Source organism: Enterobacter sp. C4G1, from assembly GCF_052886895.1.
Map to the genome: position 1 here is coordinate 392648 of NZ_JBQVVV010000001.1, position 12570 is coordinate 405217.

11 protein-coding genes are annotated in these 12570 nt (G+C 57.7%); 4 read left to right on the forward strand and 7 right to left on the reverse strand.

Annotated elements, in window-relative coordinates; genetic code table 11:
- Positions 1 to 33: 33 nt before the first annotated feature.
- The 6 genes from lsrG to lsrA are packed head-to-tail and all read right to left on the reverse strand — an operon-like array spanning position 34 to position 5719.
- Positions 34 to 327, reverse strand: coding sequence for a (4S)-4-hydroxy-5-phosphonooxypentane-2,3-dione isomerase (gene lsrG / locus ACT9TW_RS01860; protein WP_166717989.1), 294 nt, complete (start codon positions 325 to 327; stop codon positions 34 to 36).
- Positions 324 to 1211 (reverse strand): 3-hydroxy-5-phosphonooxypentane-2,4-dione thiolase, encoded by an 888-nt coding sequence (gene lsrF, locus ACT9TW_RS01865; protein ID WP_182062540.1) that lies wholly within the window; start codon positions 1209 to 1211, stop codon positions 324 to 326. Before lsrF ends, lsrG begins: the two co-directional genes overlap by 4 nt.
- Positions 1212 to 1222: 11 nt before the next feature.
- Positions 1223 to 2224, reverse strand: coding sequence for an autoinducer 2 ABC transporter substrate-binding protein LsrB (gene lsrB / locus ACT9TW_RS01870; protein ID WP_446491542.1), 1002 nt, complete (start codon positions 2222 to 2224; stop codon positions 1223 to 1225).
- Between the two features lies 1 nt (position 2225).
- Entirely contained in the window at positions 2226 to 3203 is a 978-nt protein-coding gene (gene lsrD, locus ACT9TW_RS01875; protein ID WP_446491543.1) for an autoinducer 2 ABC transporter permease LsrD, read from the reverse strand.
- Positions 3204 to 4235: an autoinducer 2 ABC transporter permease LsrC gene (lsrC, locus tag ACT9TW_RS01880; protein ID WP_315686890.1), complete on the reverse strand. Its 1032-nt coding sequence runs from the start codon at positions 4233 to 4235 to the stop codon at positions 3204 to 3206. It abuts the gene before it with no gap.
- Positions 4232 to 5719 carry an autoinducer 2 ABC transporter ATP-binding protein LsrA gene (gene lsrA / locus ACT9TW_RS01885; RefSeq protein WP_446492667.1) on the reverse strand — a complete coding sequence of 496 codons (1488 nt, stop codon included), beginning with the start codon at positions 5717 to 5719 and terminating at the stop codon, positions 4232 to 4234. Before lsrA ends, lsrC begins: the two co-directional genes overlap by 4 nt.
- Before the next feature lie 215 nt (positions 5720 to 5934).
- Here lsrA and lsrR point away from each other — a divergent pair, with 215 nt between their 5' ends.
- The 3 genes from lsrR to ACT9TW_RS01900 all read left to right on the forward strand — a co-directional run bounded on the left by lsrR (position 5935) and on the right by ACT9TW_RS01900 (position 10712).
- Positions 5935 to 6906, forward strand: coding sequence for a transcriptional regulator LsrR (gene lsrR, locus ACT9TW_RS01890; protein ID WP_446491544.1), 972 nt, complete (start codon positions 5935 to 5937; stop codon positions 6904 to 6906).
- Positions 6907 to 6943: 37 nt separating this feature from the next.
- The gene (gene lsrK, locus ACT9TW_RS01895) at positions 6944 to 8527 is read left to right on the forward strand and encodes an autoinducer-2 kinase (protein WP_446491545.1); all 1584 of its coding nucleotides are present in this window, start codon (positions 6944 to 6946) and stop codon (positions 8525 to 8527) included.
- 163 nt (positions 8528 to 8690) lie between these two features.
- The gene (locus ACT9TW_RS01900) at positions 8691 to 10712 is read left to right on the forward strand and encodes an oxidoreductase (protein ID WP_446491546.1); all 2022 of its coding nucleotides are present in this window, start codon (positions 8691 to 8693) and stop codon (positions 10710 to 10712) included.
- Positions 10713 to 10831: 119 nt separating this feature from the next.
- On the opposite strand, the gene rlmG is transcribed toward ACT9TW_RS01900, so the two are convergent.
- Positions 10832 to 11968 (reverse strand): 23S rRNA (guanine(1835)-N(2))-methyltransferase RlmG, encoded by a 1137-nt coding sequence (gene rlmG, locus ACT9TW_RS01905; RefSeq protein WP_446491547.1) that lies wholly within the window; start codon positions 11966 to 11968, stop codon positions 10832 to 10834.
- An 83-nt stretch (positions 11969 to 12051) separates the two neighbouring features.
- Between rlmG and ACT9TW_RS01910 the strand changes: the two genes are divergently transcribed.
- A complete protein-coding gene (locus ACT9TW_RS01910) occupies positions 12052 to 12555 on the forward strand; it encodes a YgjP-like metallopeptidase domain-containing protein (protein WP_182062548.1) in 504 nt (167 codons plus the stop codon).
- The last annotated feature ends 15 nt before the right edge of the window (positions 12556 to 12570 follow it).

Here is a 12570-nt window from a genome sequence, read left to right on the forward strand (position 1 = left end):
AATCGCTTGCGCTTACCCGGTCTACAAAAAGCATTACGCCGGTAACAACCCCACAAAACTGCGTTTCTTCCGCGGCTCTGACATCAACGCCTCGAGCTTATCCACGCACGCCAGGTAGTGCGGCGTTTTCTTATGGGCCAGCACCGCCTCTTCGTCCTTATAGGCCTCGTAGATAAAGAACCGGGTTTTCACGCGTGGGTCCTGCAATACATCAAAACGCAGGTTCCCCGGCTCCTGAATCGCCCCTTCGTGGTTGGCGCGAAACACCTCCAGAAATTCGTCCACCCGTTCAGGCTTGATGTTGATCTCCACTAACGTCACGTTCATTTTGCTTCTCCCTGTTTCTCTTCCTGCCAGAACTGGAACGCTTCTCGCGCGTTCATGTTCTCGTGAACCACTTTCTTCACCGCTTTCAGCATTGCCAGCGGCGCGCTGGACTGGAATATATTGCGCCCCATATCCACGCCAGATGCGCCCTGGTCGATTGCCCGCCAGCACATCTCCAGCGCCTCATGCTCCGGCAGCTTTTTGCCCCCGGCGATGACGATCGGCACCGGGCAGCTGGCGGTCACTTTTTCAAAACCTTCATCCACATAATAGGTTTTGACGAACTGCGCCCCCATTTCGGCGGCGATACGGCTGGCGAGCGAGAAATAACGCGCGTCGCGCGCCATCTCTTTGCCGACTCCCGTCACCGCCAGCGTCGGCACGCCGTAGCGCGCGCCCGCGTCCACCAGCCTGATGATGTTGTTGATCGACTGATGCTCAAACTCACTGCCGATGTATACCTGCGCCGCCACCGCGCAGACGTTCAGGCGCAGGGCATCTTCCATCGCCACTGCCACACACTCGTTGGACAACTCACCCAAAATCGAGTTACCGCCAGAAGCGCGCAGAACAACCGGCTTGTTAGTGGCAGCAGGCACCTGACTGCGCAGAATGCCGCGGGTACACATCAGCACGTCAGTTTCGCCAAACAACGGCGCAATAGAGAGATCGATACGCTCAAGGCCGGTGGTCGGCCCCTGAAAATAGCCGTGGTCAAAGGCCAGCATCACCGTGCGGTTGCTTTTTGGGTTAAAGATCCGCGCCAGCCTCGACTGCATTCCCCAGTCCAGCGAGCCGCAACCCTTCAGGGTGAATGGCACGTTCTGCTGCGGTGTGCCGATGCCAAAATCCTTGCCGTCTTTGATGTCGTCTAAATCAGCCATGTGCTCCCCCATCAGAAATCGTATTTGTTGATGTTCTCTTTGGTGAATATCACGCGCTCTGGCAGCAGCACGATGCCGTTGCCTTTCGCCTCATACTGATAGCCCTGCACGCTGTTCGGCTCGACCTTCAGCGCCCCGATGTCTTTTACATCCACGCTATCACCAACGTTAAGATCGCCCTTTTTCAGCAAATGATCGGCGACATTGACCGCAATTTTGCCCTGCTGAACCACATCCCACAGACCGAAGGTTTTCACCGTGCCGCGCTCCACATACGGACGCATCACGTTCGGGGTGCTGAACCCGACAATCGCCACCCCTTCACGCTTGAGGTTTTCCGCCGCCTGTGCCGCCGCAGGTAACGCGTTGGCGTCCGGGGCGATGATCGCATCCAGATCCGGGTAGGCTTTCAAGATCCCTTCAGCGGTTTGTAGGGATTTAGTGGCATCGTTATAGCCAAACTGCGTGGTCACAATTTGCCACTGAGGGTGCTCTTTCTCGATTTTAGCTTTGGCCTCTTTCACCCACTGGTTCTGGTCGGTGACGGTCGGGCTTGAGTAGAAGAACGCCACTTTGGCATTCGGTTTGGTCACCTGCTTGCCAGCCATATCTACCAGCAGGCCGCCGAGCTGTTCCGGGGTTCCCTGGTTGATGTAAATACTGCGGCACTCTGGTTTGGTGTCGGAGTCCCAGGTCAGGACCTTAACGCCACGCTGCATTGCGCGTTTGAGCGCCGGGCAAAGCCCGTCTGGCGATACGGCGGAGACGATAATGGCGTTATAGCCCTGGTTGACGAAGTTATTGATAAGCTGCACCTGGCCGGAGACGCTTGGCTCGGTTGGGCCGTCATAGGTGACGTCTGCACCGAGGTCTTTGCCCGCCTCTTTTGCACCGTTACCGCCGCTGGTAAAGAAGCCAACGCCCACCAGCTTAGGAATAAAAGCAATGCGGTCTGCCGCCTGCGCAGACGCCACGCTAAGCGCTATCGCCAGGACTATCAGTTTTGTTTTCATCTTACGCTCCGGGTAGTTTTGTGAAGAGAGATCGCACCCATTCACGGTGCAGACTCAGCGAACGTCCCATCACCACCACAACCAACAGCGCCCCTGACAGCGCGCTCGACACCTGGTTGGGGATGCCGACCATCTGTAAACCTTGTTGCAGATACCCCACCAGCAGCGCTGCCAGTGCTGTACCCAAAACCGAACCTGATCCCCCGTAGATGTTGGCTCCGCCGAGTACCGCGGCGGTGAGAGCAGGCATCAACAAATCACGCCCCAGATCCGAGCGCGCCGAGCCAAAGTAAGAAACCATCACCAGGGCGGCGATTGCCGAGGCCACACCCACCAGGCCATAAAGCACGTATGGCATCCCGTTGACTGACAGCGCCGCATAACGCGCAGCACGTGGGTTCTGCCCAATCAGAAACAGGTGGCGGCCAAAGCGCCCCCGGTGGGTAATCAGCCAGAAAAAGACCGTAATCAGCGCGAACAGCACCAGCGGAACCGGTAACCCTAACAACGTAAGATTGGCGAAGGCGGTAAAGCTGTCCGGGAAACCGCCAATCCCTTCATAACCCGTTGCCCCCGCCATACCGGAAAGCAGCAGCGCCCCGCCGCCGTAGAGGTACAGTGTGCCAAGGGTGATCACCAGCGGGCTGATGCCGGTGTAGTGGATTAATGCGGCGTTAACCAGGCCACACAGCAGACCCAGCAGCAGAGTCAGCGGAATAACCACCGGCATTGGCCAGCCGGCCTGCATCATCACCCCCAGCGCAATGGCGCACAGACCAATGATCGAGCCGAGCGAAATATCGATCCCGCCGCTGATAATCACCAGCGTCAGCGGCAGGGCCACAATGCCGATGCAGATAAAATCGCTGGTGCTGAACAGCAGCATATTGATATCCAGCATCCGTGGGTTGATGGCACCGAAAAGCAGGATTTCGAGCACCAGCAGGATCAGCAGCGTGCTTTCCCAGTTAAGCTTCATCTACGCCACCTCTTTTTTGCGTTTTGGGAACGGAGTGACGTGCTTTCCCCCCCGGTTACCCGGCTGGAAGCGGCTGTATTTCAGCGCCCGCTGATGACGTGCCAGGGCCTGACGCAGACGCCCGTCGAGCACAAGCACCCCCAGCAGCACCAGCCCGGCGATAAAGTCATTCCACCAGGCGGGCAGTTTAAACAGCACCAGCACGGTGTCGATTTGGGTCAGGAAGAAGGCACCGAGGAATGCGCCAAGGAGCGTGCCGGTGCCGCCCAACAGCGAAATCCCGCCAAGCACGCAGGCCGCGATGGCTTTCATCTCCAGCCCGCTGCCAGTCTGGTTCGGTACAAAGCCAATCTGCGAGGCAAAGACGATCCCCGCGCAGGCCGCCAGTACGCCGTTCAGCGTGAAGGCAATCATCCTGGTGCGGTTCACCGCCACGCCAAGCTGGCGCGCAGCAGCAAGGTTATCGCCCACGGCGTAAAAATCCCGGCCAAACAGGGTGCGCGAGAAAATCCATGCCCCAACGCCTGCCAGAATCAGCACGCCAAACCCTATCGGTGAGATCCCGATAACCACAGGCTCGGAGAGTGATTTCAGGCTCGACGGCAACCCTTCTATCCACTTACCGCCGGTCCACAGCAGCATTCCGCCGCGATATAACCCCAGCGTACCGAGCGTGGCGACAATCGCCGGGATGCGTAGCCCGACAACCAGAAAACCGTTAAATGCCCCTGCCAGTGCGCCAATGATCAGCGCAAACAACATCGCTACCGGCAGGCTGTAACCGCTGTTGAGCGCGACCCCCACGGCAATGGCGCACAAGCCCACTGTAGATCCCACAGAGACATCAATATTGCGGGTCAGCATCACCATCGCCGCGCCCAGCGCCAGCAGGATCAGAATTTGCGAGCTGGCGAAGATCATTCCCAGGGTCTGAAAACTGAAATAGGCCGGGTTAAGGGCCACCAGCACGGCAAACAGCGCCAGGATAGCCAGCAGCGCGCTAAGCTCGCGGTTTCGCAGTAACATCTTCATGATTGTCCTCCGAAGGCCAGCGACATCATTTTGTCGAGGCTGACGGCGTGACGTGGCAACTCCCCGCTGAGCATCCCTTGATGCATCACCAGCACCCGGTCAGCAAGCCCGGGGAATTCGTCGAGATCGCTTGAGATCATCAGCACCGCGACGTTTTGCGCCGCCACGCTTTTTATCAGCTGATAGATGTCTGCCCGCGCCGACACATCCACGCCGCGCGTGGGTTCATCCACAATCAGCAGCAACGGGTTGGCCTCCAGACAGCGCGCCAGCAAAACCTTTTGCTGATTGCCACCGGAGAGCGTCCGCACGGTCTGCTCCGCATCGTTGAGTTTGATCCCCAGCGCCCGGTGATAACGCTCCACCACCGCCGCTTCGCGCTTGCGCTGCTGCCAGATTGACGGCTCATTCAGGGCGACCGTGTTCCAGCGAACGGGTGCATCCAGGAACAACCCGGACACCTGTCGGTCTTCCGGCAGATACACCAGCCCCTTATCCAGCCGCGAAAATACTGAATCGCTGCTGATATCCTGGTTTTCCAGCCAGACGCGCCCCGCGCGTACCGGGCGCAGGCCATAGAGGGTTTCGGCGAACTCGGTGCGCCCGGAGCCCACCAGCCCGGCCAGGCCGACAATTTCGCCAGCGTAAATCTCAAGACTGAGGTCGATAAACCCTTCCCCGGTCAGCGTTTCAACCCGCAGAACCGGAAAATCCTGCGCCTGGGTGCGCCGGTTCCCCGGCAGCGCCAGCCACAGCTTTTGGGTGTCACTTAATTCTTTATCGCGGCTAACCGGCGTCATCGCACCAATAAGAGCGTTATCGTCGTAGTGCGCCGTTTCACCGCTGAGCACAATGGCGCCGTCGCGCATCACTGAAACATGGCTCGCCAGCTGGCGGAGCTCTGGCAATTTATGCGAGATAAACACTATGCCAACCCCCAGATCCTGCAACGCACGGATCTGGCGAAACAGCCGGTCGGTTTCCCCTGGGGTTAACGAAGCCGTTGGCTCATCAAGGATCAGGATCGTCGCATTGCGCATTAACCCGCGCAGGATCTCCACCATCTGTTGATCCGCCACTTCCAGCGTGCTGGCGATGGCATCCAGGTTGACCTGGCACTGCAGCTGCCGGAGTTTATCCGTAAGCTTTTTATCCAGATCGTTTTCGCGGGGCAGACGGAAAAGGATGTTTTCCCGTACCGTCAGATTCGGAAACAGCATCGGCTCCTGGGGGACAAGATAGATCCCGAGCTTGTGCGCCTGCCCGGGCTTCAGGCGCGCAAATGACTGCCCGGCGATTGAAAGTTCACCGCTGTCCGGTGTCTCTACCCCGGCGATGATTTTCATCAGCGTCGATTTTCCCGCGCCGTTTCCCCCCATCAGCGCATGAACCTGGCCCGCAAGTAGCGTGAAATCAATATCTTTTAGCACCGGCACGCCAGAAAACTGTTTGCAGATATCACGTGCTTCGATAAGTGGGGTCATCATCGCTCCGCTATTGAACAAATGATTTTTAGAATTAATAATGTTCAAAAGCGTAGACGGTGAACTATATTTACAACCGTGCAGGGATCACAGTTTTATCGATTAAGATCCAGATAAACCAGAAACAATCTAAAAGATCCGTTTTGCCGCGTGGCTCACACTTTCCGCCCGCGCCATCACGAACATATGATCTAAATTTTTATAAGAGTTCAAATATGGGCGATAAACGCATTGCTGAAGAAGGCCGGTTTGCAGGGCTTGCACTGGCGGAAGAAGAACTGGTGGCACGCGTCGCCTGGTGCTATTACCACGACGGCCTGACCCAGAACGATATTGGCGAGCGACTTGGCCTGCCCCGTCTGAAGATATCGCGCCTGCTGGAAAAAGGGCGTCAGTCGGGAGTCATCCGCGTCCAGATAAATTCCCGCTATGAAGGATGTCTGGCACTGGAAACCGAGCTACAACGGCGCTTTGGCCTGAAGCTGGTGCGGGTGTTACCTGCCCTGAATACCCCTCCGATGAACGTGCGGTTAGGCATTGGCGCGGCGCAGTCGTTAATGGGTGTACTGGAGCCTGGGCAGCTGCTGGCGGTTGGGTTTGGTGAAACCACCATGAGCTGCCTGCAACACTTAAGCGGTTTTATTAGCTCGCAGCAGATCCGCCTGGTCACGCTTTCGGGCGGCGTGGGTCCATATATGACCGGCATCGGTCAGCTGGATGCGGCCTGTAGCGTCAGTATGATCCCGGCGCCGCTTCGCGTTTCGTCCGCCGAAGTGGCCGGAATTTTAAAACGCGAAACCAGCGTACGGGATGTGATCCTCGCCGCTACCGCAGCCGATGTTGCCGTGGTGGGAATTGGCGCGGTGAACCAGCGCCGCGATGCCACTATTTTACGTTCCGGCTATATCAGTGAAGGCGAACAGTTGATGTATGCCCGCAAGGGTGCCGTGGGCGATATCCTGGGTTATTTCCTCAATGCCGAAGGGGAATGCGTAGACGAACTTGAGATCCACCATGAATTACTGGGCGTAACGCTCGATGAGCTGGCGCAGTTACCCACCATCGTTGGCGTGGCCGGAGGTGAAGAGAAAGCCGATGCGATTTATGCCGCACTCAAAGGTCGCCGTATCAATGGCCTGGTGACGGAAGAGACGACAGCCCGCGCGGTGCTGGCTCTGGCGAACTGAGAGCCTGCCTTTCCCGCGCTAACAACGAGGCAAACTCATGAGTTACCTTTTAGCGTTAGATGCAGGGACAGGCAGCGTTCGCGCCGTTATTTTCGATTTGCAGGGCAACCAGATTGCCGTCGGCCAGGCCGAGTGGAAACACCTGAGCGTGGAGAACGTGCCGGGATCGATGGAGTTTGACCTCGACACCAACTGGCGGCTGGCCTGCCAGTGTATCCATCAGGCGCTGGAGCGCGCGCACCTGAGCGCCGCCGATATCCAGTCGGTCGCCTGCTGCTCAATGCGTGAAGGCATTGTGTTGTATGACCGCAACGGCGAGGCTATCTGGGCCTGCGCCAACGTCGACGCCCGCGCCAGCCGCGAGGTGGCCGAACTCAAAGAGATCCACGACTACCGCTTTGAATCCGAAGTGTACGATGTTTCCGGGCAGACGCTGGCGCTCAGCGCCATGCCACGCCTGCTGTGGCTGGCCCACCATCGTCCGGATATTTACCGTAAGGCCGCCACTATTACCATGATCAGCGACTGGCTGGCGGCGAAGCTATCCGGCGAACTGGCGGTAGATCCCTCCAATGCGGGCACCACCGGGATGCTCGATCTCTTCAGCCGCAACTGGCGTCCGACGCTGCTGGATATGGCCGGGCTGCGTGCCGATATCCTCTCCCCGGTGAAAGAAACAGGCACGCTGCTGGGCGCAGTTACCGGGGCAGCAGCTCAGCAAAGTGGCCTGCGCGAAGGCACCCCGGTGGTGGTGGGCGGTGGCGATGTGCAACTGGGGTGTCTGGGTTTGGGTGTGGTCCGCGCCGGGCAAACGGCGGTGTTGGGCGGTACCTTCTGGCAGCAAGTGGTGAATTTGCCGCAGGTACGTACCGATCCCGATATGAATATCCGGGTTAACCCCCACGTAATCCCCGGCATGGCGCAGGCGGAATCCATCAGTTTCTTCACCGGATTAACCATGCGCTGGTTCCGTGATGCCTTCTGCGCAGAGGAAAAACTGATTGCCGGGCGAATGGGCATAGATACTTACTCTCTGCTGGAAGAGATGGCGGCTCGCGTTCCGGCGGGTTCGCACGGCGTGATGCCTATTTTCTCCGATGCGATGCATTTTAAGCAGTGGTACCACGCTGCACCGTCGTTTATTAACCTCTCCATCGATCCGGAAAAGTGCAACAAAGCCACGCTGTTCCGTGCCCTGGAAGAGAACGCCGCGATTGTCTCGGCCTGCAACCTGGCGCAGATTTCGCAGTTTTCCGGCGTGAAATTTGAAAGCCTGGTCTTTGCAGGCGGTGGTGCAAAAGGTGCGTTGTGGAGCCAGATCTTAAGCGATGTTACCGGGTTGCCGGTGCGTGTGCCTGAGGTCAAAGAGGCCACCGCGCTGGGTTGCGCAATAGCCGCCGGAACGGGCGCGGGCCTGTTTGCGGATATGGCATCCACCGGAGAACGACTGGTGAAATGGAGCCGGGAATTTACGCCAAACCCGGAACACCGCGAGCTGTACGACGGGATGATGCAAAAATGGCAGGCGGTCTACGCCGACCAGCTTGGTTTGGTGGACAGCGGGCTGACCACGTCCATGTGGCAGGCTCCGGGGCTGGTGCGGACATCCCCCTCACCCTAACCCTCTCCCCTTTGGGGTGTACAGTCCGGGGAGAGGGTTAGGGTGAGGGGCATTATTTGATTCCCATCACAATCACTGCATTCCCCTTTTCCCTTTTACTCTCCGCTGGCTAAATTAGTAACTCATCCGACCACATAACAATAATTTTACACTGGAAGAGAGTATGAGCCGCTACCCGTCGTTATTCGCCCCCCTCGATCTGGGGTTCACAACGCTCAAAAACCGCGTGTTGATGGGCTCGATGCATACCGGTCTGGAAGAACATCCCGACGGCGCTGAGCGTCTGGCTGCGTTCTATGCCGAACGTGCGCGTCATGGTGTGGCGTTGATTGTCACCGGTGGCGTAGCACCCGCCCCATCAGGTGTGGGTATGGAAGGCGGAGCCGTGCTGAACGATGCCAGCCAGCTGCCGCATCACCGCATTGTGACCGATGCGGTGCACAAAGAGGGTGGGAAAATCGCCCTGCAAATTCTGCATACGGGCCGTTACAGCTACCAGCCGAAACTGGTGGCGCCATCGGCCATTCAGGCCCCCATCAACCGTTTCAAACCGCACGCCCTTAGCCACGACGAGATCCTGACGCTGATTGACGACTTCGCCCGCTGTGCCGCACTGGCGCGGGAAGCGGACTACGACGGCGTAGAAGTGATGGGCTCTGAAGGGTATCTGATTAACGAATTCCTGGCGGCCCGCACTAACCAGCGGGACGACGAATGGGGTGGCGATTACGCACGCCGGATGCGTTTTGCCATCGAAGTGGTACGCGCCGTGCGCGAACGTGCAGGCGCTGATTTTATCATCGTCTTCCGCCTGTCGATGCTCGACCTGGTGGAAGGTGGCGGCACCTTCGAAGAAACCATACAGCTGGCCCAGGCCATTGAAGCGGCAGGCGCAACCATCATCAACACCGGGATCGGCTGGCACGAGGCGCGTATTCCCACCATCGCCACGCCGGTGCCCCGCGCGGCATTCAGTTGGGTGACGCGCAAGCTGAAAGGCAAAGTGTCGATCCCACTGGTGACCACCAACCGTATTAACGATCCTCAGGTGGCGGACGACCTTCTGAACCGGGGTGATGCCGATATGGTATCGATGGCACGTCCGTTCCTGGCCGACGCCGAACTGCTGTCCAAAGCGCAAAGTGGCCGCGCAGATGAGATCAACACCTGCATCGGCTGCAACCAGGCCTGCCTGGATCAGATCTTCGTCGGCAAAGTGACCTCTTGCCTGGTCAACCCGCGCGCCTGCCACGAAACCAAAATGCCGGTGATCCCGGCGAGCAATACAAAGCGTCTGGCGGTGGTTGGCGCGGGCCCTGCGGGGCTGGCCTTTGCCGTCAATGCCGCTTCACGCGGGCACAGCGTAACGCTATTTGATGCAGCAAGTGAGATAGGCGGGCAGTTTAATATCGCCAAACAGATCCCCGGCAAAGAGGAGTTCTACGAAACTCTGCGTTACTACCGCCGGATGCTCGAACTGACGGGCGTGGATCTGCGGTTAAATCAGTTTGTAAATGCAGCGGCTCTGACTGATTTCGACGAGATCATCCTGGCAAGCGGGATAGCCCCGCGCACGCCGGCTATCGAGGGTATTGATCACCCTAAAGTGCTGAGCTACCTCGACGTATTGCGCGATAAAACCCCGGTTGGGGAGAACGTTGCCATTATCGGCTGCGGTGGGATCGGCTTTGATACGGCGATGTATTTAAGCCAGCCGGGTGAAGCTACCAGCCAGAATATTGCTGAGTTTTGTGTGGAATGGGGTATCGACACCAGCCTGAGTCAGGCTGGCGGTTTACGGCCTGAAGGCCCACAGCTGCCAAAAAGCCCGCGCCAGATTGTGATGTTGCAGCGTAAAGCCAGTAAGCCGGGCGAAGGACTGGGCAAAACGACGGGCTGGATCCACCGTGCCACGCTGTTGTCGCGCGGCGTGAAGATGATCCCTGCGGTCAGTTACCAGAAGATCGACGACGAGGGGCTGCACGTGCTGATCGGCGGTGAGCCGCAACTGCTGCGCGTGGACAACATCATTTTATGTGCTGGACAGGAGCCGAAACGCGATCTGGCCGATCCGCTGCGTGAAGCAGGTAAAACGGTGCACCTGATTGGCGGGTGTGATGTGGCGATGGAGCTGGATGCACGGCGTGCGATTGCACAGGGGACGAAGCTGGCATTAGAGATTTGATTTTTGCCCGGTGGCCAGGGTAAAAGCAAAACGGCAACCCCGTTGCCGTTTTTAGTGTTTGCTCCCTCTCCCTGTGGGAGAGGGTTGGGGTGAGGGCATCAGGCCGCACATACCCAATCTTAACGACGACGACCCAGCTTAACCGCTTTCAGCACCACGAACTTGTTGTTGGTGGCAATCGTGGTGCAGTTACCGAAAATCTTCTTCAGCTTGTGGAAGTAGTCCAGGTGACGGTTAGCCACAATATACAGCTCGCCGTTAATTTTCAGGCAACGACGCGCGTGGTGGAACATCTCCCAGGCGACGTTATCCGTCAGGGCGTGTTTCTGGTGGAACGGTGGGTTACACAGTACCGCGTTGAAACGGAAAGGCTCCACGCCCGACAGTGCGTTGTTGATCATAAACTCGCAGCGATCCAGCGCCTCTGGCATGTTGGTTTCCACGTTCAGACGACTGGAAGCCACCGCCATTGGCGATTCATCGCTAAACACCACGCTGGCTTCCGGGTTCTTCGCCAGCAGCGTCAGGCCAATCACCCCGTTACCACAGCCCAGGTCAACAATCTCACCTTCCAGGTTTTCCGGCAGATTTTCAATAAAGAAACGTGCGCCGATATCCAGACCGGTGCGGGAGAAAACGTTCGCGTGGTTGTGGATGGTCCAGTCGGTTCCTTCCAGTTTCCAGCTCAGCGTTTCTGGTGCGTCAGCCAGTTCCGGCGCACTGAAGGTACAGTTAATCAGGCGCGCTTTTTTCCACGCCAGCGTGGTGGTGGTTGGGCCGAGCACTTTCTCGAACAATTCCAGCGTCGAGGTGTGAATATCACGCGCTTTAGCCCCCGCGATAATACGGGTTTCTGGGGTGACAACTGTACGCAACGCGCGCAGCTGTTGTTCCAGCAACGCCATGGTTTTTGGCACTTTGATCAGCACCACACCCGGCGCCTGCGGGTAATTCGCGGTGCTGTCGAGAAACTTCACGCTGGATTCTTCGAGGTCGTTGTGGCGCAGGTTTTCACGCGTCGCCAGCTCACTTAAGTAGGAATCACCGATGCTGTAAGGAGTGTGTTCCGCCAGAGCACAGCTCAGCGCGCCAAACGCATCATTCAGGATCAGAACCGGGCCGCTGATTTCAGTATCATCCAACTGTTGCAGCAGATATTCATCCGCCGCTTCCCACGCCATAAGCGGGTTGACGTCGTCCGTTTCCGGGAAACGTTTAAGGTTGAGTGAACGGAAACCGTTGTCTAAGTGGCTCATCGGCCCTCCTGAATGGTAAAATTTCGGCGTATCCCTAAAAAGGGTGCGTGAGTATACCGTTTTATTATCGATTTGGGGCGTTGATGAACCAACTTACTTATCTCCAGGGCTACCCGGAGCATTTACTTTCTCAGGTTCGCAGCCTGATTGCCGAGCAAAAGCTGGGCACGGTGCTGGAAAAACGCTACCCGGGCACCCATGATTTCGCGACCGATAAAGCGCTCTGGCAGTATACGCAGGATCTTAAAAGCCGGTACCTGAAGAGCGCGCCGCCGATCAATAAGGTGATGTACGACAACAAGATCCACGTGCTGAAAAACGCGCTCGGTCTGCATACTGCCATCTCCCGCGTACAGGGTGGCAAGCTAAAGGCGAAAGCCGAGATCCGTGTGGCGACCGTGTTCCGTAACGCGCCAGAAGCATTTCTGCGGATGATCGTAGTGCATGAACTGGCGCACCTGAAGGAGAAAGAGCACGACAAGGCGTTCTATTCCCTGTGCTGCCACATGGAGCCGCAGTACCACCAGCTCGAGTTTGATACCCGCCTGTGGCTTACGCATTTATCGTTAAATGGTAATGCGCAATAGCGCACTGGTTTTGCA

What these genes read in the sequence shown, in the direction of transcription:
- lsrG (WP_166717989.1), bottom strand. Translation starts at nt 327, where the DNA reads ATGAACGTGACGTTAGTGGAGATCAACATCAAGCCTGAACGGGTGGAC.
- lsrF (WP_182062540.1), bottom strand. Translation starts at nt 1,211, where the DNA reads ATGGCTGATTTAGACGACATCAAAGACGGCAAGGATTTTGGCATCGGC.
- lsrB (WP_446491542.1), bottom strand. Translation starts at nt 2,224, where the DNA reads ATGAAAACAAAACTGATAGTCCTGGCGATAGCGCTTAGCGTGGCGTCT.
- lsrD (WP_446491543.1), bottom strand. Translation starts at nt 3,203, where the DNA reads ATGAAGCTTAACTGGGAAAGCACGCTGCTGATCCTGCTGGTGCTCGAA.
- lsrC (WP_315686890.1), bottom strand. Translation starts at nt 4,235, where the DNA reads ATGAAGATGTTACTGCGAAACCGCGAGCTTAGCGCGCTGCTGGCTATC.
- lsrA (WP_446492667.1), bottom strand. Translation starts at nt 5,719, where the DNA reads ATGACCCCACTTATCGAAGCACGTGATATCTGCAAACAGTTTTCTGGC.
- lsrR (WP_446491544.1), top strand. Translation starts at nt 5,935, where the DNA reads ATGGGCGATAAACGCATTGCTGAAGAAGGCCGGTTTGCAGGGCTTGCA.
- lsrK (WP_446491545.1), top strand. Translation starts at nt 6,944, where the DNA reads ATGAGTTACCTTTTAGCGTTAGATGCAGGGACAGGCAGCGTTCGCGCC.
- ACT9TW_RS01900 (WP_446491546.1), top strand. Translation starts at nt 8,691, where the DNA reads ATGAGCCGCTACCCGTCGTTATTCGCCCCCCTCGATCTGGGGTTCACA.
- rlmG (WP_446491547.1), bottom strand. Translation starts at nt 11,968, where the DNA reads ATGAGCCACTTAGACAACGGTTTCCGTTCACTCAACCTTAAACGTTTC.
- ACT9TW_RS01910 (WP_182062548.1), top strand. Translation starts at nt 12,052, where the DNA reads ATGAACCAACTTACTTATCTCCAGGGCTACCCGGAGCATTTACTTTCT.